The sequence below is a fragment of the Chitinasiproducens palmae genome (genome assembly GCF_900095735.1).
Classification (GTDB): Bacteria; Pseudomonadota; Gammaproteobacteria; order Burkholderiales; family Burkholderiaceae; genus Chitinasiproducens; species Chitinasiproducens palmae.
In genome coordinates this window covers 37,805-59,554 of sequence record NZ_FNLO01000002.1, presented here as the reverse complement: position 1 = coordinate 59,554, position 21,750 = coordinate 37,805, and the positions used below count along the sequence as shown (strand labels likewise).

Annotated in this window: 18 protein-coding genes; 8 read left to right on the top strand and 10 right to left on the bottom strand. The window is 66.7% G+C overall.

What is annotated here, in order from left to right; translation table 11 throughout:
- The first annotated feature begins 314 nt into the window (after nucleotides 1-314).
- The 3 genes from BLU54_RS03415 (at nucleotide 315) to BLU54_RS03405 (ending at nucleotide 3,543) form a co-directional block, all read left to right on the top strand.
- On the top strand, nucleotides 315-1,226 hold the full coding sequence (locus BLU54_RS03415) for a LysR substrate-binding domain-containing protein (RefSeq protein ID WP_091904688.1): 912 nt from the start codon (nucleotides 315-317) through the stop codon (nucleotides 1,224-1,226).
- A gap of 176 nt (nucleotides 1,227-1,402) precedes the next feature.
- Nucleotides 1,403-2,560: a CaiB/BaiF CoA transferase family protein gene (locus BLU54_RS03410; protein ID WP_091904685.1), complete on the top strand. Its 1,158-nt coding sequence runs from the start codon at nucleotides 1,403-1,405 to the stop codon at nucleotides 2,558-2,560.
- Nucleotides 2,561-2,616: 56 nt separating this feature from the next.
- The gene (locus BLU54_RS03405; RefSeq protein WP_235837770.1) at nucleotides 2,617-3,543 is read left to right on the top strand and encodes an HpcH/HpaI aldolase/citrate lyase family protein; all 927 of its coding nucleotides are present in this window, start codon (nucleotides 2,617-2,619) and stop codon (nucleotides 3,541-3,543) included.
- A 178-nt stretch (nucleotides 3,544-3,721) separates the two neighbouring features.
- Here the strand turns inward: BLU54_RS03405 and BLU54_RS03400 are convergent, their stop codons facing one another.
- From BLU54_RS03400 to BLU54_RS03385, 3 genes are all read right to left on the bottom strand, one after another.
- Nucleotides 3,722-4,516 carry an SDR family NAD(P)-dependent oxidoreductase gene (locus BLU54_RS03400; RefSeq protein WP_268874490.1) on the bottom strand — a complete coding sequence of 265 codons (795 nt, stop codon included), beginning with the start codon at nucleotides 4,514-4,516 and terminating at the stop codon, nucleotides 3,722-3,724.
- A 460-nt stretch (nucleotides 4,517-4,976) separates the two neighbouring features.
- On the bottom strand, nucleotides 4,977-6,224 hold the full coding sequence (locus BLU54_RS03390; RefSeq protein WP_328586093.1) for an erythromycin esterase family protein: 1,248 nt from the start codon (nucleotides 6,222-6,224) through the stop codon (nucleotides 4,977-4,979).
- Between the two features lie 216 nt (nucleotides 6,225-6,440).
- Nucleotides 6,441-7,769: an MFS transporter gene (locus BLU54_RS03385; RefSeq protein ID WP_407919396.1), complete on the bottom strand. Its 1,329-nt coding sequence runs from the start codon at nucleotides 7,767-7,769 to the stop codon at nucleotides 6,441-6,443.
- A gap of 194 nt (nucleotides 7,770-7,963) precedes the next feature.
- Here BLU54_RS03385 and BLU54_RS03380 point away from each other — a divergent pair, with 194 nt between their 5' ends.
- The 3 genes from BLU54_RS03380 to BLU54_RS03370 all read left to right on the top strand — a co-directional run bounded on the left by BLU54_RS03380 (nucleotide 7,964) and on the right by BLU54_RS03370 (nucleotide 10,237).
- A complete protein-coding gene (locus BLU54_RS03380) occupies nucleotides 7,964-8,674 on the top strand; it encodes a GntR family transcriptional regulator (RefSeq protein ID WP_235837769.1) in 711 nt (236 codons plus the stop codon).
- Nucleotides 8,675-8,721: 47 nt separating this feature from the next.
- Nucleotides 8,722-9,855 (top strand): isocitrate/isopropylmalate dehydrogenase family protein, encoded by a 1,134-nt coding sequence (locus tag BLU54_RS03375; protein ID WP_091904673.1) that lies wholly within the window; start codon nucleotides 8,722-8,724, stop codon nucleotides 9,853-9,855.
- Between the two features lie 94 nt (nucleotides 9,856-9,949).
- On the top strand, nucleotides 9,950-10,237 hold the full coding sequence (locus tag BLU54_RS03370; protein WP_091904670.1) for a putative quinol monooxygenase: 288 nt from the start codon (nucleotides 9,950-9,952) through the stop codon (nucleotides 10,235-10,237).
- A 70-nt stretch (nucleotides 10,238-10,307) separates the two neighbouring features.
- On the opposite strand, the gene BLU54_RS03365 is transcribed toward BLU54_RS03370, so the two are convergent.
- On the bottom strand, nucleotides 10,308-11,726 hold the full coding sequence (locus BLU54_RS03365; protein ID WP_091904668.1) for an MFS transporter: 1,419 nt from the start codon (nucleotides 11,724-11,726) through the stop codon (nucleotides 10,308-10,310).
- Between the two features lie 80 nt (nucleotides 11,727-11,806).
- Nucleotides 11,807-12,958, bottom strand: coding sequence for a mandelate racemase/muconate lactonizing enzyme family protein (locus BLU54_RS03360; RefSeq protein ID WP_091904665.1), 1,152 nt, complete (start codon nucleotides 12,956-12,958; stop codon nucleotides 11,807-11,809).
- Between the two features lie 128 nt (nucleotides 12,959-13,086).
- Here BLU54_RS03360 and BLU54_RS03355 point away from each other — a divergent pair, with 128 nt between their 5' ends.
- Complete coding sequence (locus tag BLU54_RS03355) at nucleotides 13,087-14,007, top strand: LysR family transcriptional regulator (RefSeq protein WP_091905942.1); 921 nt, start codon at nucleotides 13,087-13,089, stop codon at nucleotides 14,005-14,007.
- A gap of 655 nt (nucleotides 14,008-14,662) precedes the next feature.
- Here BLU54_RS03355 and BLU54_RS03350 read toward each other — a convergent pair.
- The 3 genes from BLU54_RS03350 to BLU54_RS03340 form a co-directional block, all read right to left on the bottom strand.
- Nucleotides 14,663-16,108 carry an FAD-binding oxidoreductase gene (locus tag BLU54_RS03350; RefSeq protein WP_235837768.1) on the bottom strand — a complete coding sequence of 482 codons (1,446 nt, stop codon included), beginning with the start codon at nucleotides 16,106-16,108 and terminating at the stop codon, nucleotides 14,663-14,665.
- Nucleotides 16,080-17,393: an MFS transporter gene (locus tag BLU54_RS03345; protein ID WP_091904661.1), complete on the bottom strand. Its 1,314-nt coding sequence runs from the start codon at nucleotides 17,391-17,393 to the stop codon at nucleotides 16,080-16,082. Before BLU54_RS03345 ends, BLU54_RS03350 begins: the two co-directional genes overlap by 29 nt.
- A gap of 96 nt (nucleotides 17,394-17,489) precedes the next feature.
- Entirely contained in the window at nucleotides 17,490-18,920 is a 1,431-nt protein-coding gene (locus BLU54_RS03340; RefSeq protein WP_091904658.1) for a sulfatase-like hydrolase/transferase, read from the bottom strand.
- A gap of 175 nt (nucleotides 18,921-19,095) precedes the next feature.
- On the opposite strand from BLU54_RS03340, the gene BLU54_RS03335 reads away from it, so the two are divergent.
- A complete protein-coding gene (locus tag BLU54_RS03335; protein WP_091904656.1) occupies nucleotides 19,096-20,037 on the top strand; it encodes a LysR family transcriptional regulator in 942 nt (313 codons plus the stop codon).
- Nucleotides 20,038-20,094: 57 nt separating this feature from the next.
- Here BLU54_RS03335 and BLU54_RS03330 read toward each other — a convergent pair whose 3' ends face one another.
- A complete protein-coding gene (locus BLU54_RS03330) occupies nucleotides 20,095-21,333 on the bottom strand; it encodes an NAD(P)/FAD-dependent oxidoreductase (protein ID WP_091904654.1) in 1,239 nt (412 codons plus the stop codon).
- Between the two features lie 55 nt (nucleotides 21,334-21,388).
- The gene (locus tag BLU54_RS03325; protein ID WP_091904650.1) at nucleotides 21,389-21,742 is read right to left on the bottom strand and encodes a RidA family protein; all 354 of its coding nucleotides are present in this window, start codon (nucleotides 21,740-21,742) and stop codon (nucleotides 21,389-21,391) included.
- Nucleotides 21,743-21,750: the final 8 nt, after the last annotated feature.

Below are 21,750 nucleotides of genomic sequence, written 5' to 3'. Positions count from 1 at the left end.
CGCACTGCCCGCGCGCCGGCGCTCGGCGCTGCGCGTCACCGGCTTGCACCGGCCGGCACCGCTTCGCACGATTTGGCACCGGCAGTTCCCGGGCGGTGCCTTCCGCCAACGGCACACCGCGTTTTCGCGCCGCCCAGCGGCTGTCGAAAAAAGTATAAGGACCGTGCCACGCGCGCTACAAATACGAATTGACAATAGATGGTATAAACTCGGCCTATACCCCCACCCCACCCCACCCCACCCGCGCCCGCACCCGGACCCGTCTCGTCTGGATCTCGCGCTGCGCGCCCGCCAGTACACAGGAGGCCAGACCGATGGACGTCAGACAGATGCGTTACTTCGTGGCGTGCGTCGACGCCGGCAGCCTGTCGAAGGCGGCCGTCGCGCTGTCCATTTCGCAGCCATCGCTGAGCCAGCAGATCGCCGAAATGGAAGACGACCTGGGCGTGCCGCTGTTGCTCCGGAACTGGTCTGGCGTCGCACCGACGGAGGCGGGCACCGCGCTGTATCGACACGCTCAGTCGATCCTCAAGCAGATGTCGCAAATGCGCAGCGAGGTGCGGCGCGGCGGCCATGCGTTGTACGGGCAGGTGGCGGTCGGACTGCCGACCAGCATCGCTTCCGTGTTGGCGGTACCGCTCTTCGAGCGGATGCGGGCACGCTACCCGGGCATCCAGTTGCAGATCTTCGAGAGCATGAGCGGTTATCTGAACGAGCTGCTCGCCAACGGCCGCCTCGACATCGCTGTCCTGTTCCGCGATGCGGAGACCCGCGGCGTGTCGGTGCTGCCGCTCTTCAACGAGCCTCTGGCGGTGCATGGGGCTGCGTGGATCGGCGACCCGCAAGCGCGCACGCTGCGCCTGTCGATGCTGGCTGGTGTGCCGCTGGTATTGCCCGGCCGCGCACACGATCTGCGACTGCAGATCGAACGCGGTTTCGCCAGCGCCGGCGCGGAGCTGAACGTCGTCGCCGATATCGAGTCCCTGCCAACGATGCTCGAACTTGCACGCCGCGGCGAGGTCGCGACCATCCTGTCCGGGTTCCTCACGCTCGGCGACCGCAAGTCGCTGCCGACGCGGTACCTCGTCGAGCCGTCGCTGGAACGGCCGGTTGCGCTTTGCCGCTTGAACTCGGTCCCGCAAACCGCGGCGTCGCGTGCGGTGCAGGACTGCATGCAGGAGATCGTCGCCGACCTGATGCCGACCCTGCCCGCTCTGTCCACCTGAGCGTCCGGGCCGGGAGACGACGGCGGCGCGACGCCAGCCGCGCGGTCGGGACATTGGCTTCACCTATGCCCCCTAGTTCCAAACAGTATTTCCTCTCCGAACGTCGCGCGCGCTAGCATTTCCGGAAAAAGCAGCCCACGCTGCCACTCACCTGCCCGCACCCAAGGAGACAACCCATGTCGTTGCCGCTTTCCGGCATCAAAGTGGTTTCGCTCGAACAAGCCATTGCCGCCCCGCTCGCTTCCCGCCACCTTGCCGACTGGGGCGCGCGCGTGATCAAGATCGAGCGGCCCGGCAAAGGAGATTTCTGTCGCGATTACGACCACGTCATGAACGGCATGTCCAGCCAGTTCGTGTGGACGAACCGCTCGAAGGAGAGCGTCGCGCTCGATATCAAGACGCCGGAGGGCGCCGAAGCGCTGCACGCATTGCTCGCCGGCGCGGACGTATTCGTCCAGAACCTCGCGCCCGGCGCGGCGAAGCGGCTGGGACTGGATGCGGCAACGCTGGTCGAGCGCTATCCGAGGCTGATTGCGTGCGACATCTCGGGATACGGCAGCGGCGGCCCCTACAGCAACAAGAAAGCCTACGATCTGCTGGTGCAGTGTGAATCCGGTTTCGTCGCGATCAACGGCAGCGAGGAAGAACCGGCCAAATGCGGTCTCGCGATCGCCGACATCGCCACCGGGATGTACACGCTGCAAGGCGTGTTGATGGCGCTGTATCAACGGGAGCGCACCGGCCAGGGGACCGCGTTCGAAGTATCGCTGTTCGACTCGATGACCGAGTGGATGAGCTACCCGGCCTTCTACACCTTGGGGGCGGGCGCGCCGCTGAAGCGCAGCGGCATGCGTCACGCGACGATCGCGCCGTACGGACCGTTCCGCACTGGGGACGGCCAGCGTATTTTCTTCGGCATTCAGAACGAGCGCGAGTGGCAGTCGTTCTGCGGCGTCGTGCTTGGCGACGCGTCGCTGACCACGGATCCACGCTTCGCCGGCAACCCGAATCGCCTGCAAAATCGCCCCGAACTGGAGGCGCTGATCGAGGCGCGCTTCGCCGCCTGGTCGAGCGATGAAGTGCTCGCCCGCCTCGATGCCGCCGCCATTGCCAATGCACGGATGAACTCGGTCGAGCAGTTTGCAGCGCATCCGCAGATCGCGGCGCGTGGCCGCAGCCGCACTGTCGATTCGCCGAACGGCCCCCTCGACGTGTTCCTGCCGGCGGTGACGATGCCCGGCGTTGAACCGGTGATGGGCGCGGTGCCCGCGGTCGGCGAACACACACGTCAGGTTCTCGCCGAGTTGGGCCTGGCCGATCGGAGCGCGGCATGAGCGCGGCCGATGCGAATGCCACGAGGTCGCCGAGCCCTCCATCACGCGCGCCTCGGGTGACGCGCACCGTTCTCGCGGTGCCGGCGCACCGTCGACGGCTCGTCGAATCCGCTGCCAGGTCGGCGGCCGACGCGGTCTTCCTCGACCTGGAAGACGCCGTGCCCGAAGCGGAGAAAGCCCAGGCGCTCGACGCTGCATGCGCCGCGCTGCGTGAACTCGACTGGGGCGGCAAGACCGTTTCGGTACGCGTGAACGCGGCCGACGGTCCGCTGCTGAACGGGGAGATCGCGCGCCTGGGCACGTTGGACCGCCTCGACTCGCTGATTCTCCCGAAGGCCGAGCGGGTCGCCGAGGTCGCCCGCCTCGGCCAGGCGCTGCGCGAAGTCGGCCGCGCGCGCAACCGCGGCCCTCTCGAACTGGAACTGTTGATCGAGACTGCGCTTGGTCTGGTGAGCGTCGAGACGTTGGCACAGGCCGACGAGCGCGTCCGCGCATTGCATCTCGGGGTGGGTGACTTCGCCGGCTCGATCGGCGCGCGCAGCGCCGAGATCGGCGGCTCGCCGGCCGGCTACCGGCAGACCACGTGCGAGGCCGACGGCGGCTATCTCGATACGCCGCTGGACCTGTTCGCCTACCCGATGATGCGCTTGCTGGTCTGCGCGCGCGCATTCGGACTGCGCGCGATCGACGGTCCCTGCGGCGCGTACCGGGACGAGAGGCTGACCCGCGGCTGGGCGGCCCGCGCCGCGGCAATGGGATTCGATGGCAAACAAGTGATCCACCCCTCGCAAATCGAAGCAACCCGTGATGCCTTCATGCCGAGCGCGGACGAACTTGCGTTCGCGCGACGCGTCGTCAATGCGATGCGTGATGCGCAGACAGAAGGCAAAGGCGCCGTCTCCGTCGACGGCAAGATGATCGACTACGCCAATGTCCGGATGGCCGAGCGCATGCTGGCGCTGGCCGCGCATGGCGCCTTGTAGCGGCCAACGCCCCTTGTAGCGGCCAACGACGAGGGCCGCTCGATTCCTCGGCGGCCGCACGGCGCCGCGACCCGGTCCGGTGCGGTCCGGTGCAAAAGCGGACTGCCGTTCGACTGCCAAGACCCGCGCACATGCGCGCCGTGCGCGCCGTACGCGTCGCGAGAGGGCGAGCCGAGGGTCAGGTCGCGCCGGCGCCCCAGGCGAGGAAGCCACCGTCGACCGGCAGCACCACGCCGTTGACGTAGGCGGCCTCGTCGGACGCCAGGTAACAGACCGCCGCGGCGATCTCGCCGGTACTGCCGTAACGCTTCATCGGAATCGCCCGCGTGTATTCGTCCCGAAATTTGTCGGTGTGCAACACGCGCGTCATCGGCGTGTCCACCGGGCCGGGCGCGACGGCGTTCACGGTGATGCCGTGCTCGCAGAGCTCGACGGCCATCTGGCGCGTTAGCGCGATGACCGCGCCTTTCGACGTGCCGTACGCAGTGCGGCCCGTGCCGACCGCGCGCACGCCCGCGACGGATGCAATGTTCACGATGCGGCCCCAGCCTTGCTGGACCATCAGGCGGGCCGCGTGCTGACCGCAGAGCAACGCGCCCGTGACATTGATCCGCATCGTCCATTCGAATACGTCGAGCGGGTAGTCGAGGAACGGCAACACTTTCGCCACGCCGGCGCAGTTCACCAGCACATCGCAGCGTCCATGCTGGCGGGCGACGGTGTCGAAGCCTGCCGCGATCGACTTCGCATCGCCGACGTCCATTTGAACGGCGGATGCGCTTACCTCCTGCTTCGCAAGTGCCTGCACCCTTTGTTCGGCCGCGCCGTGGTCCAGATCCGCCAGCACGACATGGTAGCCGGCGGCACCTAGCCGCTGCGCCGTGTCGGCGCCAATGCCCATCGCGCCGCCGGTCACGACGGCTATGCGGCCAGCACCGGCCGCCTGGCTCTCGCTCCGTGTATTTTCGCTCACTGTGTCTCCTTGTTATGACGCGCGGCCTGGCGCGCGCTGCATGGGCGCTGCTTGCCTGCGGCGGGCTGGACAGGCGTCGCAGACTGCCCGCTGCGGCGCGCTGAATTCATTATGGGAGACACCGTGGCGCGACCTCAATCGAGATTAAGGCGGCACCGTGTGAGAAAAAGTCAACGCGTTCTCAGACGCGCCGTTTCTTCCATTCGTGGTCCGCGGGCGGATCGCCGCCCCCCGGGCGTCCGATCGACGCGGGATGCGCCGAGCACGGCGCGACGAAGCCACTCGGCTCACCGGCCCGTTGCCGCGCGCGCAGCGCTCCCGTGCGCGCCAGGGCGGCGCGCATCGCATCGCTGGCGAAGGATCGACAATGCGGCAGCCACGCCGCGCTCTCGAATTCACACCAATCGACCGGGTACCTGGCATCGCTCCGAAACCCGCGGCAGCAGCACGGCACTGGCGGTCAGACGCCGAATGGGAACAGATCCAATGTACCGTCGTGCGCGGGTTCCATCCCCACCGGCGTGACGGCGGTGGTGCGATCGAACCAGACATAGGCGTAGAACTGGCTGGCCAGATCGGCTTCCGCGTAGTGGCTATGGTATTCGGTCTCGGGGCGGTAGATCACGCCTATGAACCGTTCGAGCCGCGCGGCATGCAGCGCCAGGCGCAGCCCGGGATGGGCCAAGGTGCGCAGATCGAGCAACGCGCGCGACAGGCCCGCTTCATGAAAACGAGATTCTTGACTGTCCGGTCGCGCTGGCAGAACGCGCTTGATCTCCAGCGGCCCATCCCAATCGCTTGCCGCGGCGACCTCGCCGGTGTGGGTGCCGAAGCCGACGAGCGCGGCCTGCTCGCCGAAGCGCTCACGGCACAGCTGGCCGAGGTTGAGCTCCCCCTCGTCGCGGCCCATGCGCGTCGCGCGCGCATCGCCGATATGCGAGTTGTGCGCCCAGACGACGGCGCGAGAATCCGGTCCGTGCGCGTCGAGCACCGCGCACAGGGTCTCGAACATATGCGTGTCGCGCAGGTTCCAGCTGTCGGCGGAGCCGCGGTACATCTCGCGATAGTAGCGTTCCGCCGCCGCCACCAGTCGCGCGTTCTGCGTGGCGTCAAGCAGCGCGGCGTCCGTGCCGTCGGCCAGCCGTCGCGCAAGCATGTCGCTCAATTGCGCGACGACGGCTGCCTCGCAACGGCCAAGACCGTCGTGCCGCGCGGCACGACCGTACACCGCAGGATCGCGCCGCCACGGCGTCAGGCAGGCGTAGCGCGACCGTGCGAGCGCCGCCGCGCCGGGATCCGTCGCGTCGAGGTAAGCCACTACCGCTGACATCGACGCGGACAGGCTGTAGAGATCCAATCCGTAGAACGCGGCGCGCGCGTCCGCCGGCCGCGATCGATTGATTTCGCGAAGCGCCGCGACGAAGTCGGCGAATTCACGGTTTCGCCACATCCAGAACGGAAAGCGCTGAAAGGGAGACGGTGCGGCAACGGCTGCGCGGTCGCGCACATACCGTTCGATCGCAGCGGCATCGGGCCAATCGGCCTCCACCGCGACGATGGAGAAACCGTGCGCCTCGATCAAATGGCGCGTGATGGCAGCGCGCGCCCGGTAGAACTCCGCGGTACCGTGGCTCGCTTCACCGAGCAAGACCACGCGGGATGCGCCGAAACGATCGAACAAGCGGCCGAACGCGGGATCCTCGGGCATGGCAGCGGCTCGGCGCGTCGGCCAGCCATGCATCGCAGTCATCACGCGAATGATCGTCAGTCGCCGCGCCGAGTCTTGTGCGCGTTGGTGGCTGGTTCACTGCCGCCTCCATTCCGTCAACACCAGACCAGGGGGCAGCAACGCGCGTGCCGACGGCGGCGGCCCGGCGATGCGGCGAGGCGGCGGGGCGGCGGCGCCGAAGCGGCGCCAGCTAGGTCAATGCAAGCCAGCAGGGCCGGACGACGCGGCCGGCGCCCGGTGGCGTCGCGTCGCCATCAGCAGCACGAAGCCCATCAGTTGCAGGACCAGCACCGGCGCGAGTGCGAGCGCGTAGCTGCCGGTGGCGTCGCGAATCACGCCGATCAGGAAGGTGCCGCCGAAGCCGGCCAGATTGCCGACCGCATTGATCTGCGCCAGGCCCGCGGCAGACGCTTCCGGACCCAGCCGTTCGGTCGACAACGCCCAGAATGGCCCCTTGAACGCGTAGGTTCCGACCAACGTCAGGACCAGGAACATCACGGTCGGCGCGAGCTGTGTCATAAACAGGCACGCGCCCAGCGCGCACGCCGACAGTGCAAGCGGAATCGCCGTGCTGGCGACGCGCTCGCCGGTGCGGTCCGACCGATTGCCCCACCAGATCATCGCAATCGACGCAATCGCGAATGGCAGCGAGTTGAGCCAGCCGGTCTGCGCATTGGTCAGGCCGAAGCTCTTCAAGATCTGCGGCTGCCACAGCGACAGCCCGTTGCTGGCGGCCGACGTGCCAGCGTACACCAGCGAGAGCAGGAGCACCTGGGGATGCATCAGAACGCGCCACGTGCGGCGCTCGCGCACCGGCGCCGTTTCTTCCTGCAGACGCCGCTCCGCCTCGAGCCGCGCGCTCAGCCAGCGCTTTTGATCGTCCGCCAGCCAACGCGCATCCGCCGGGCCCTCGGGCAACCAGAAGAAGGTGACCGCCGCCAGCAGCACGGCGGGAATCGCTTCGATGATGAACAGCCATTGCCAACCGTGCAGGCCGCCCATTCCCTCCAGCCCGAGCAGCGAGGCCGAGATCGGCGAGCCGACAAAGCTCGACAGCGGCACGGCCACATAGAACAGACTGACGATGCGGCCGCGGTTCTCCGCGGGGAACCACTGCGTCAGGTAGAGAATGACGCCGGGGAAAAAGCCTGCCTCGGCCGCACCGAGAAGGAAGCGCACGACATAGAACGAGTAGGGACCGGTGACAAAGGCGGTGCAGCCGGAGATCAGGCCCCAGCTCAGCATGATGCGGGCGATCCAGCGTCGCGCGCCGTACTTGCGCATGGCCAGGTTGCTGGGCACTTCGAACAAGAAGTAGCTCAGGAAGAACAGTCCCCCGCCGAGGCCAAACACCGATGAACTGAGCCCGAGGTCCTTGTTCATCTGGAACGCGGCGAAGCCCACGTTCACGCGGTCGATGAACGAGACCAGGTAGCAGAACATCAGAAACGGGATGAGAACGGTCGTGACGCGCCTTACGGCCGCCTTGCCGACTACGGATGAGTCCATCGCTGGTGTCTCCAGATTGATTTTGGTTCGTGCCTGGCGTCACCGGCCGATGGCTGGACGCGTTACGCCAATGCAACTGCACAAGTTCTATGAATATGCTAACGTATACGTTAATGAATGTGTCATGACACTCGCGCTAAATTTCGCATTGACGTCCGAGCAGACTGCGTCGACATTCGCCTGCGTGATCTGAAGGAGATAGCAAAGGAATGGACACCACGCGTTTGATGGCACCGCTCGAAGGCATGACGGGCAGGGAGCCGAGCGGCAAGATGACGGACTCCGCCTACCTGTCGATGCGTCGCAATATTCTCGACAACGTGTGGCCCGCGGGACATCAGGCAACCGAGGCCGAGATCGCCGCGTCGTTGGAGATGAGCCGCACGCCGGTACGCGAGGCACTCATGCGCTTGCAGCAGGAAGGCCTGCTCCGCGTCATGCCGCGCCACGGCATGCGGGTGCTGCCCGTCTCGCCAAGCGACATGGCGCAGATCTACCAGATCCTGACGTCGCTCGAAGCCACGGCTGCCGAACTGGTCGCGGCGCGCGGCCTGAGCGCCGCGCAGCTCGGTCCGCTGCGAGCGGCGACCGACGCGATGGATGGCGCGTTGCGCGAGGACGATCTGACCGGTTGGGCGGCGGCCGACGAACAGTTCCACGCTTGCCTGCTCGACCTGTGCGGCAACGCTTATCTGCGCGACGTGGTCCTGAATTTCTGGGACCGAGCGCATCGTGCGCGAATGGTCACCTTGCGGCTGCGACCGAAGCCGGTGCATTCGACGCAGGAACACATCGAACTCGTCGCCGCGCTGGAGGCCGGCGATGCGGTACGTGCCGGACGCGTGCAGCGCGCCCATCGCGAGCGAGCCGGCGCGGAACTTCTGAACTTGCTCAAACGGCTCGGGTTGAACGTGCTGTAACACGTTGCCCGCCACTCTCGACCCTCGACCACTGTAGGAACACAAGCATGTCCCAGATCAGCCCCTCGGTTTACGAAATCGCCGTCCTGCCCGGCGACGGCATCGGCGTCGAAGTCATGGACGCGTGCGTTGCGCTACTGGAAGCGGCGCAACGGCAAGACGGGGGGCCGTCGCTGCGCCTGACGCGTTACGAAGCCGGCGCACAACACTATGCGAAGTGCGGCGACGCCCTGCCGGAGCGGACCCTTGACGCGGCCCGTGCCGCGCACGCCGTGCTGTTCGGCGCGATGGGATGGCCGAACGTCCGTTATCCGGACGGCACTGAACCGATCCCGCAACTGGACCTGCGCATGGCGCTGGATCTGTACGCCGGCGTGCGTCCGATTCGCTGGTTCGAAGGATTGCCGCGCGTGCTGGCGAACGAAAAGGCGCGCGACATCGATTTCGTTCTGGTTCGCGAGCAGACCGAGGGACTGTTCTACGCGCGCGGCCGCGGCGAAGTGAACGCGGCTGGCGAAGCCTACGACACGATGCAAATCACGCGCGCCGGCACCGAGCGGGTCAGCCGCTTCGCGTTTCAACTGGCGCAGCAACGCAAGGCGCGTCGCGGCCAGGCCCGCGTCACCTGCGTCGACAAGGCCAACGTGTTCACCTCGATGGCGTTCTTCCGGGAAGTGTTCAATGGCGTGGCGGCCGGACATGCCGACATCACGTACGACCACGCCTATGTCGACGCGATGGCTCTGACGATGGTCGCGAAGCCATGGGTGCTGGACGTGCTGGTCACCGAAAACATGTTCGGCGACATTCTGTCGGATCTGGCCGCCGGCTTGATCGGCGGCATGGGCATGGCCCCGTCGGCCGATATCGGCGACAACCACGGTCTGTTCCAGCCCGCGCACGGCACCGCTCCGGATATCGCGGGTCAGGACAAGGCCAATCCGGGCGCCATGTTCCTGTCTGGCGCGATGATGCTCGACTGGTTGGCGGACCGTCATCAGCAGCCGGCACTGGCTGCGCGCGCACGCACCATCGAGACCGCGGTGGAGTACGTGCTGTCGAGCGGCATCGCGCGCCCGATGGAATATGGCGGCACGGCCGGCACCAAGGCGATGGCCGACGCCGTGATCGCCGCGTTGCCGCACGCGGCACAACGCGTCAAGGATACGCAGGCCGCCTGATGCCGCCCGTCCGGACCGACGCCGCGCCCGCCGCGCCCGCGGTGCCCAATTGGTCCGGGCGTGTCGGTCACCTTCCGTCACCACAACGTACGCCATGCTGATCGTAGCCGTAACCTTCGACATCCTGCCCGCGCACCGGGCGGACTTTCGCGACGCCGTGGTCGAGAACGCGCGCGTCTCGCTCGAACGCGAGCCGGAATGCCACGTCTTCGACGTATGCGAGGACCGCGATGCCGCGCGCTTCTTCCTGTACGAACAGTACACCGATGATGCGGCTTTCGACGCGCATCTGGCCACGCCGCACTTCCAATCCTTCGACCGCCTGAGCGCGCCCTGGATCGTCGGCAAGACGGTCGCCCGCTACGCGCTCTGCGCCGGCTGACCTCGCCTGCCCGAACGAACACGGTGTTCGAAAGGAGGGGACAGGCCGTCTCGCCCTGCCCCACGCCGCGCTAGGCGCGATCGCCTCGTGCGGTCGCCGGTTCGCCCGACGGTTGCCGGCCCGACGCGCGTGCCGTTGCTCGGGCGTCGTTTCGGGCTGCAACTCGCGCAGCATTTCGGACCTCTTCTCGGACCTCTTCTCGGACCTCTTCTCCGACCTCTGCCCGGGCCTCGCGCGTGCCTCTGGCAAGCGCGATCGCGATGCCGCCAAGAATGGCGCTGGCGCCGATCGTGACGAGCGACAGGAAAAAGCCGGTCGAGATGCCCTTCATATAGCCGACGATCAGCGGCCCGAGCACCTGTCCGATGAAGTTCCCCAGGCCACTGACCAGGGCCACCGCGGGAATCGCCTTTCGGGTCGGCAGGATCTCCGTGAGTCGTGAATAGATGATCGGATTCAACATCTTCAGCGTGAAGCCGACCAGCACGAAACAGAAGATCTGCAGAAAGTAGAGCCGGATCGGCACGAACGCCGCCGCGATCATGAACACGCCGGTGAGCATGGTCGGTATCGCGGCGTGCCAACGCCGCTCCTGTCCGTGCCTGTCCGAACGCTGGCTGATGTACCAGATGCCGAACATCGACGCGACATACGGTGCGCCCGAGCACACGCCGATCGCAAACTCGCTCAGGCCACCGTACGACTTCATGATGGTCGGCAGCCACAGCGTCGTGCCGTACATGAGTACGCCGTTGAAGGCGACACCCAACGTCAACAGCCAGACGACGGGCTCGCTGAGGATCTTCCACCACGGATCCGCTTCCGGCGAAGCATAGTTGGCCTGCTCGGCGCTCAGGTTGGCGCGGATCACCTCGCGGTCGGCATCGGACAGCCAGCGTGCGCTGTCGAAGCTTTTCGGGATCGCGGCGAACCACAGCGCGCAGAACAGCCATGCGGGCAAACCTTCGACGATCATCATCAACCGCCAGTCGTAATGCGCGAGCAGCGCACCGGAGATCGGCCCCGCCAGGAACGCGCCGGCCGGCAGCGCCAGGTTGAAGATGCCGAACGCCCTGCCCCGCTCTGACTTCATGAACCATTGCGCGAGGAACATCGACGTGGCCGCGTAGATCGGCCCCTCCGCCAGGCCCAGCACGACGCGCACCGCGAGCAGCTCCTGATACGTGCGGACCATGCCGGTGGCGACAGCCGCGCCGCCGAAAAGCACCAGCGCGATGCCGATCAGCCGGCGTGGCTGGAACTTCAGCGCCAGGAAGCCGCCGCCAATCTGCGTGAACACGTAGCCCCACGCGAAGGCCGAGCCGATCAGCCCGGCCTCGACGGAGGTCAGTCCCATCTCCTTGACGATGTGCGGCAGCGCCATGCCGATGTTCGTTCGGTCGAAGAACGAGATCGTATACATGACGAAGGCTGCCGGCAAAACGATCAGCCACCGTTTCCTGCCGATGCCACTTTGTGTTGTATCCATGAGCGTACCGCCCTGTCTCCATTATTGTGATGAAGCGCGCCGAACGCGGCGGCGCACAACCCGGCGCACAACCCGGCTTGTCAATCGATGCGGTAGCGCTCGATGACCTCGGGACGCAGGCGGATGCCGAAGCCCGGTTCCTGCGGCACCTTCATATAGCCGTTGGCGATGTCCGGGAACCCGTCCGGCAGCTCCCACAGCAAAGGATCACGACGCTTGTTCGCGAAGATTTCGACGAACAGGCCGTGCGGATTGGCGGCGATGAGGTGTATCGCGACCTGCGGCTCCTCGTGGTGGGCCATCTCGACATTCATCAGCTTGGCCATGTCGGCCACGCGCTGCCATTCGGTCACGCCGCCGCACAACGTGCAATCGAGGTTCAGGATCGAGACGCCCCCCTTCTGGATCAGGTCTCGGCACGCGCGGCCGCTGATCTCGCCTTGTCCAACGTTGATCGGGATCGTGGTGCGCGTGCTGAGCAGCATCAAGCCATCGGTCTGGTCGTACCACTTGATCGGCTCTTCCATCCACCGTACCCCCAGGTCGGCGCGCTCCATCGCGACGCAGAACTTGATCGCGTCGAGCGGATCCCAGCCCTGGTTGGCGTCGACCGTGATCACGAAATCCGGTCCGCCGGCCTGGCGGGCGGCGCGCACCCGCGCCAGATCCTCTTCGAGGCTCGCGCGTCCCACCTTCATCTTGATCCCCATGCAGCCGACCGAACGAACCAGATCGACCTCCGCGGCGATCGCTTCGGCGGGGTCCTCGCCGTTTTTCGGATAATAGCCACCGATCGAGATCACCGGCACGCTGTCGCGCGAGCCGCCAAGCAGCTTGTAGACCGGCACCCCGTACAACTTGCCGCGCGCGTCCCACATCGCGTTGTCGAGCGCGCTGATGGCCTGCAGCAGGATGCCGCGCGGATGCATGTCCAGCTGATGCAGGCCGCGGTTGCCGAGGTCGACGTTGACGTTGAACATTGCCTCCCACAGCCGTTGGAAGTCGCGCACGTCCTGGCCGAGCAGCAGCGGCGCGAGGTGGTCGCGCATGACCGAGACGATCTCCGTCTGCGTGTGGAATTCGTCACCGCCATAGGTTTCGCCGACCACGCCGTTCGCAAGGTGAACGCGGGTGACGATGGTGGGACGCGAAGCGACCTGATAGGTACCGCCCTTGAACACCTCTTCCAGTTGCATGTCGAGCGGGATCGCCTCGATATGTTCGATCTTCATCGTTCTGTCTCCGTGAACGTAATGGGCCGACCGGCGGTCGTGCCTTCGATTGAAGCCGCCGCGGCAGCGGCGGCGTGTGCGGTACTATCGCTGTCCGGTCCGGCCTCGACGGACGCGATGCCGTGAACATGGACAAACTTCCCGATCTGCAGGACCTACAGGTGTTCTGTACCGTGGTGCGCCATCGCAGCTTCGCGCGCACCGCGCTTGAGCTCGATGCATCGACGTCGTGGGTCAGCAAGCGCATCGGCTTGTTGGAGCGCTCGCTCGGCACGCGACTGCTGCATCGCACGACCCGCCAGATGACGTTGACCGAGGACGGCGAAGCGGTCCATCTGTGGGCGCAACGCGTGCTCGGCGACATTGGCGAAATGCAGGGTGCGGTGAGCAGCGTGCGGACCGAGCCGCGCGGCACGCTGCGGATCAGTTCGAGCTTCCGACTGGGACGCGCGCTGATCGCGCCGACCGTGGCGGAGCTGGTGCGCAAGCATCCGCTGCTCGACGTGTCGCTGGTGGTGCTCGACCGCCCGGTGGACCTGATCGCGGAGAGCCTCGACCTTGACGTGCGCATCGGCGCCGTGCCGGAACCGCATCTGATCGCGCACTCGCTCGGCACCAGCCAGCGCGTGCTCTGCGCCTCGCCCGCCTATCTGGCGGCTCGCGGTATTCCGGACACGCCGGACGATCTTCGCCACCATTCGTGCCTGGTGTTTCGCGAGCGGGATCAGCCATTTGGCATCTGGCGTCTGCAGCGCGGCGGCGACATGCGCAACGTACGCGTCAGCGGCGCGCTGGCGTCGAACAGCAACGACATCATCTGGCAGTGGGCACTCGCCGGCCACGGCATCATGCGCGCGTCGGCGTGGGACTGCGAGGCCAGCCTGGCAAGCGGCGAACTCGTTCGCGTGTTGCCGGACTGGGAATGGCCGGCCGATATCTGGGCCGCGACGACCAGTCGCCTCTCCCAGTCCGCCAAGGTTCGCCTGTGCGTGCAGGCGCTGCGCGACCGACTGGGGCGCCTGCCATTCATGGCGCGCGCGCCTGTCTGAGGTCACCCGATCGATCGCTGCTTGCCGGCTGCGGCGTATCGCGCTTTGCTTCGTAGTGCAGATCGAGGAATGACAGGCTCGGCCAGCCCGGCCCACACCCTCGGCGGAGTGTTGCGCGAAAGGGCGCCGGTTCGGGCGCGGGTTCGGGCTCAGGTTCGGGCTAACGCTCGGGACAGGCACCGAACGGCGTGCGGAGCGGCGCCCGTCACGCGCGGCGCGCGCTTCCGCGAGCCTGCGCGCGCCGCCATGAAATGCGCCCGCCGCTGTCTGTGCCATCTCCGTCTCCTTGCGAATACGGACCCAACGATAGCAGAGGACAAACATTGTGCGGCCAGACGGCCGGCGACACTCCGTGCACGATTCGTGGACAATCGGCGCGATGCGAACCAGGCGCTGCGGCGCGCCACTGGAGCGGCGCGTTGCACCGCGCGGGCGACGCGTCGGCGGGCGGCGACGGTACGGCCCGCTTCAACGGTGGCGGGCGGGCGCGATGCCCAGCGCGGGGAGCGGCGTCTGGTCCACAGACCGTGGGCACCGAGCCAAGCGCTCCGGCTGCCTTTGGCGCTCGCATGCCGGCGCGGACAGCGCGTGCCGGAATACCGGCGCGGCGCAGGGGACGCGCCGCGCGCCAGGATGCGCGCCCTGCCTGCCCCCCCTAGGCGTCAAGAATCCGGCCGACGTTGAGAACGCGTTGCGGATCGAACAGTGCCTTTAGCGCGCGCATCGTCGCCAACTCGCCCGCAGACCGGCTCAACGGCAAATAGGGCGTCTTCAGCACGCCGATGCCGTGCTCGCCCGAAATGCAGCCGCCAGCGCGTGCCACGGCGCGATAGACGCAGGTTTCCACATCGTGCAGCGTGGCCGCGTCGCGATACGGTCCCGACAGCAGGTGCAGATTCCCGTCCCCGAGGTGACCGAAGAAAAGATGCGTGCTGTCGGGATAGCGAGCGGCCAGCGTTGCCCGCATGTTCGCGACAAAGGAAGCCATCTTCTCCATTGGCAGCCCCACGTCGAAGGCCGCGTGCGGCTTGAGAGCGGCGAGCAACTCGCCGACGGCTTCGCGGTACTGCCAGAGCTGTCGCGCGTGTTCCAGCGATTGTGCGACCACTGCGTCGGCCACGATTTCATCTTCGAGCGCCCGCGTCAACACCCGTTCCAGTACCGCACTGTCGTCATCGGCGTTTAGCGTCTCGATCAACGCATAGAGGGGATAACGCGTATCGAACGGTGCGCGCGCCCCGGTCAGTTGCGCGGCGGCATCCGTGAAATCCTGCCACATGAGTTCGAACGACGAGAGGCCCGGCAATCCTGCGCGCAAGCGCTTGAGCAGCCGGGTTGCCTGCTCGAAATCCCGCATCGCGCACAGCGCGGTACTGCTTCGTTCGAGCGCCGGCACGAGCTTCAGCACAAGCCGCACGATGATGCCCAACGTGCCTTCGGCGCCAATGAAGAGCTGCTTCAGGTCGATCCCGGTGGTGTTCTTCTGCACCCGATTCATCATCGACAGCAGCGTTCCGTCCGGCAGCGCGACCTCGAGGCCCAGCACCTGTTCGCGCATGGTTCCGAAGCGCACCACGCGGTTGCCACCCGCATTCGTCGCCGCGTTGCCACCGATCTGGCAACTGCCGCGTGCCCCCAGGTCGAGCGGAAAGAACCAGCCGGCGGCTTCGACGTACTGCTGCAGCGTCGCAAGCGGCACGCCCGCCTGGACGGTCACCGTGCCGCCGGCTTCGTCGAACGCTTCGATCGCATCGAGCCGCGCCAGTGACAGCGCAATCTCGCCTTCGCGCGGCGTGGCGCCGCCCGCCAGGCCCGTCATGCCTCCTTGCACGACGACGTGCCCACCGAAGGAACGCACGCAGTCCAGGGCCGCGGCGACCTCCTGCGGCGAACGAGGCATCACGATCCATGCGGGCGCAACGCGCGGCGCGTCGCTCCAGTCGCTCGCATGGGCGTCCCTGACCGATGCGTCGCTGCTCAAGCGGTCTGCGCCGAGCCGCTCGACGAGGGTCCGGTACAACGCGTCGTCCGTGCTGGCCGGACCATCGCCCTGGCCCGCAGCGTTATTGAATTCAAGCTTCTCGTTGGTCACTTTCGCCACCCGCAATTTGTCCTCCCAGGCGCCTCAGACACAGGCTCGCGCAGAGCGCCACCAATGCCACGCCGCACATGAAGATGCCGGGCGCCGTCGGCCCGACGCTGTGCAACAGTCGGGTTACGAGCAGCGGCGTGATGCCCGTGAAGACGACGGTCGCCAGGTTCAAGGAGAGCGCGATGCCGCTGAACCGCACCTGGGTCCTGAATAGGTCGGCAAGCAGAAAGGCATAGGCGCCATTCACCAGTCCGCCAGCGCTCCCTATCACGACGAAGACTGCGATCGGGTCGATCGCATGCGCGGCGACCAGACGGTAGAACGGGTAGCTGCCGAGCAGGAACACGAGCACGCCGAGGCGGTGCCAGAAGCGGGGGGCGATGCGGTCGCCGAGCCACGCCACGAGCAGCAGCGATGCCGACATTGCCGCTATGCCAAGGTTCTGGCCTGCGCTGACCAGGCTGGCGGAGTGATGCAGGACGGCCGTCATGTACGACGGCAGCACGACGAACAACAGACTGTTCGCGGCATTGACGATGCCCGCCACACCGACGCCGACGGCAATCTGCGCGGGATAGCGACGCAGTACCTCTCGGAATGGCCGGCGGCTCTTGTGGCCACGCAACTGCTGGTACTCACTCGATTCTTCGAGCGACGTACGCAGCCAGTAAGAGAGCAGCCCGATCAGCCCGCCGAAGATGAAGGCGATGCGCCAGCCGTAGTTCACTACGTCTGCCGCGCTGAGCAGCGCGTGCAGTGCGAGGCTGATGAGGGTGGCGGTGAGCACCCCCGAATTGAGACAGAACACGACCAGGCCGCTGACCAGACTCGCGCGCCGCGGCATTTCCTCGACGACGTAGGTGATCGAGCAGGGGAGCTCGCCGGCCAGGAAAAAGCCCTGGGACAGCCGCAGCAACACCATCAGGATCGGTGCGGCCATGCCGATGGCGGCATAGCTGGGCACCAGGCCGATCGCGATCGTCGATGCGGACATCGCGAGCACCGATACCAGAAAGATGATGCGCCGCCCGAATCGGTCACCAAGGCTGCTCAGCACGATGCCGCCAAGCGGCCGCGACACGTAGCCGATCGCGAACACGCTGAACGTCGCGATCAACGACGCGAGCGGGTCGCTCGCCGGAAAGAACTGCTGCGCGATCTCCCGCGCGAAGATGCCGTAGATGATGAAGTCGTAGATCTCCAGCGAGCCGCCCAGGCTCGCCAGCACAACGGTTTTCCATTTCTGTCTGAGCGTCGGCACATGCTGCGCCGACGCGCTGTGCGTCAGTTCCATCTCTGTCTCCTGGGGGAACGCGCAGCGTTGCGCTGCCTCGTGACGGCTCTGTCGGCCGCTGCGTCGATGCTCGCCGAATGCCGGCGGCCTGTCCGTCTACTCGACGGGCACGGGCGTGGCCGCCGGGGTACCGGTGCGCAGCGCGACGTCCCGCCCGCCGAAGGACTCGATCAACGCGCGCTGATCCGCCTTGGCGGCACGGTCCGTTGCCTCGGGATCCAGCAGTGCACGAAGCGCTGACTCGAAATACGCGCGCACGTCCGCATAGCCAGGCTCGCGCGCCACGTTGCGACGCTCCTCCGGATCGCGGTCCAGATCGAACAGCTCGTCATCGTAGCCGACGTAGAAGTGATACTTGTAGCGCGCATCCGCCAGCATGTAGGCGGCGCTGTCCGAACCTACCGCGTGAAACTCGCTGAAGGCGAGGCGCTCGGGCCGGTCGGGCTCCGCCGCGAGCCGGGCCAGCGACACGCCCGGCCCCGACTGCGCGGCCTCCGGGCAGCCGGTCCGCTCCAGCAACGTGTTGCTCACATCGATCAACGACACCGGTGTCTCGCTGACCTTGCCGGCCGGAATGCCCGGGCCGGCCATGATCATCGGCACGCCGGTCGATTCACGGTACATCAGGCATTTGCTCCACATGCCGCGCTTGCCGAGATTGTCACCGTGGTCGCTGCTGTAGATCACCGTGGTGCTGGCCTCCAGCCCGTTCTCCTGCAATGCCGCGAGCACGCGGCCGACCTGCGCGTCCATGAAGGAGACCAGCCCGTAGTAACAGGCGATTGCCAGGCGGCGGCGAGCGTCCGTCCCCATCGCCTCGTCATGGTCCATGTGCCGCGCCTGTTTCTCCACCCACGGATGGCGCACGTATCCCTGCGACGGATGCATCGGCGGCAGCGGGAGCGAGTCGACGTCGTAGAGATCGAGATAGGCCTGAGGCACGACCAGCGGGAAATGAGGGGCGACCAAGCCTACGAAGAGCACCCAGGGTGCGGCATCGTTCGCGTGCTCGGCCAACCAGTCCACCGACGTGTCGGCCACCCGCGCGTCGAAGCGGTTGTAATCGGACAGGCCCGCGCCCATCTTGTCGAAGAGCGCCGAACGGCCCATCGTCTCGGGCATCGGATCGCGCACGGAACCCCATACCTGGCCGATTCCGTCGAGGATGTGCACCGGCAGATGTTGGGTCTGCAGGCCGACCGGCGATGCTTCGCCCCGATAGTGCAGTTTCCCGATCGACTCGACGCGTTTTCCGTGCTCGGTCAGGCGGTGCGCCCAGCCTTCGGGGTCGCCGTCATAGGCGATGGCATTGTCCCAGCAGCCGATGTCGTGCACATAGCGGCCGGTGGCGAGGCTTGCCCGCGCAGGCACGCAGATCGGCGACGGCGTGTACGCGTTGCGGAAGCGCGTGCCGCGCGCGGCCAGTGCGTCGAGGTTCGGCGTCGTGATGAGCGGGTGTCCGGCGCATCCCATCAGGTCATGCTGATGTTCGTCGGACAGAATGAAGAGAACGTTGGTGGCTGGCATTGATGTCGTGACGGATCAGTGGGAACCATTCCTGTCGGCCCGGCGCGCTGGGTCGAGCGCGGCCTCGTTTGCCGCAGGTGCCTTGCCGAGACAATCTTGGTCCGGCCGCGCATGACGCACAATTGACATTTTTTGAGAAACGCATAACCTCTGGTTATTTTCATGGTTAGCCCTGATGGATCCGGTCGAACGTTTCTTCCAGTCGGGACTGAAGCTCAGCCACCTGCGGCTGCTTACGCTCTTCGATGCGGTCGGGCAGATCCGTCTGGTCGCGGAAAGGCTGAACCTGACCCAGCCCGCGGTTTCCAAACAGCTCGCGGAACTCGAGGCAGGCATCGGCGCGCCAGTGCTCAAGCGCGTCGGTAACAGACTCTTTTTCACGCCGCTGGGCGAAGCGCTGCTCAAGCGCGCGCGCGAAGTCTTTCACCAGATCGAACAGGCCCGCTTCGAAGTCGATGCGTTGACCAGCGGCATCCACGGCAAGGTCAGCGTTGGCGCGGTGGCCACGGTAATGCCCGTCTTCGCCCCGGAGTTGGTCGTCGAATTCAAGAAACGTGCGCCGCACGTCAGCGTGTCCTTGCACGAGGCCACCAGCGACCGCCTGTTCCCCATGCTGTCGGCCGGCGCGCTCGATTTCGTCCTCAGCCGCACGGCACCGATCGGCACCGCGGAGCGCTTCGCGTCGCGCACGCTCCTCGACGATCCGATCGTCGTCGTATGCGGACGCGACCATCCGCTAGCCGGCCGGCGGAAGCTCGTGCCAGCCGATCTGGCCGGATTGCCGTGGGTGTTGCCGCCGCGCGAAGCGCCGACTTTCGTGGCGCTGAGCCGCTGGCTGGAACGCGCCGGCATCGCCTTGCCCGACGGCTGCGTACAGTCGATCTCGCTGGAAGCCAATGCGGCGATGATCGCCAGCTATCCGTTTCTGGGACTGATGCCGCTCTCCGCGGCGCGGCGCGCGGCGCCGCGAGCGTTGCTGACCGTGCTGCCGTTGCGCGGGGCGCGCTTTCTCAGCGTGGTCAGGCTCTATTACACCGCCGCGTCCGCGAATCCGGTCCTGCCAGTGGCGCTTCGGTGCGTCGCGGCGGTCGAGCGCAAGTTCATCGACGGCACGTGATGATCAACGAAGGTCCGTTGGCCTGCGCGTCGGCCGCCGAACGTCGGTCGCCAGCCACTACCGCCGCACGGCGAACGGCGTGATGTCGACCGCGGTCCGCTCGCCTTGCATCGCTGCCGCGAGCAGCTCCCCGGTCGCGGGTCCCAGCGTGAAGCCTTGATGACCGTGCCCGAAGGCCGCCCACAACCCGGCGTGGCCCGGCAACTCACCGATGACCGGCAGCATGTCGGCCATGCACGGGCGATTGCCTTTCCATGGCATCTCGTCGACACGCTCGCCGAGCGGGAACACCTGCCGGGCCACCCGCTCGGCGGCGTCGAGCTGCAGCGGGGTGGCCGGGCTTTCGATAGCGGCCAGTTCGGCGCCGGTCGTGAGCCGCACGCCGCGTTGCATCGGCGCGATCAGGTAACCGCGTTCGGCGTCCAGGATCCAGTGCCCGAGTCGACGCTCCGGCAGCGGCGCGTAATGCATGTGGTAGCCGCGCTTGACGAACAGCGACGGCGCGTACCCGAAGCGGCGCGTCAAGGACGGCGACCACGGTCCGAGCGCTATCACCGCGCGATCGGCGCGCAGCGCATCGCCCTCGAACGTCGCGACTTCCCAGTTCGCGCCACGCCTCAAGGTGGCGGCGTCGCCATGGACGAACCGTCCACCTTCACGCAGGAACAGTTGCGCGTAGGCGCGCACGAGCGCACCGGGGTCGCGTACTGTCCAGGGCTGCGTCCAATGCACGGCACCGGCATGGCGTCCCGCCAAGCCCGGTTCGAGGGCGGCGAGTTCGGCACCGTCGAGCTTCCGATGCGTGACGCCAAAGCGTTCGGCGACCTCGTCCGCTTCGATGAATGCCTCGTCGCGACGGACCGCGGTTCGCATCAGCATCAGGAAGCCCCGGCGCTCGATGAGCGCATCCGCTTCGGTGTCGCGAAGCAGCGTCGCGTGAGTGTCGAGCGCCAGCGCGGTGAGCGACGCGTATGCATCGCAGATCTCGGCATATCGTCCCGTCGCGGAATTGCGGTAGTAGCGCATCAGGCGCGGTGCCAGCGCCGGCATGTCAGCGGGGTGGTAGCGCACGTCCAAGCGTCGATTGCCAAGCACGCTGAGCACCTCGCCGGGCGCGCGTGGGCACGCATAGGGCCGCACCGCTTCACGCTGGATGATGCCTGCATTGCCGAACGATGTTTCGAGACCCGGCTCGCGCCGATCGACCAGGACAACGGACAGGCCACGGCGTTGCAGGTGGATCGCACTCGCCACACCGACCATGCCGGCACCCAGCACCGCTACATCGTATTTCATCACTGGCTTCCTGGAAGTACGGGATGCCGGGGCCCGGCCCGGCGACGCGACGTTTTCAGACGAGCGCGACGATCGCCACCTCGACGTCGCAGCCCGGCTTCATCAACGGCGATTGCACGCAGGCGCGCGTGGGCGCCTGTCCCTCCGGCACCCACGCGTCCCACACCGCGTTGAATTCGCCGAACTGGGATGCATCGCCGAGCCAGACATTGGCGGAGACCAAACGGTCGTGGCCAATGCCGTGCGCCTTCAGCAGCGCGTCGATCTTGCCCAGCACCTCCTGCGTCTGTTGCGTGATCGACGCGCCGGCCGTGTCCGGAACCTGGCCGGAAAGGAACGCGAAACCGTTCGCGATCACCACCTGGCTCATGCGCGAGTTAGTCTGGAAACGTTGGATGGTAGCGGACATATTGCACC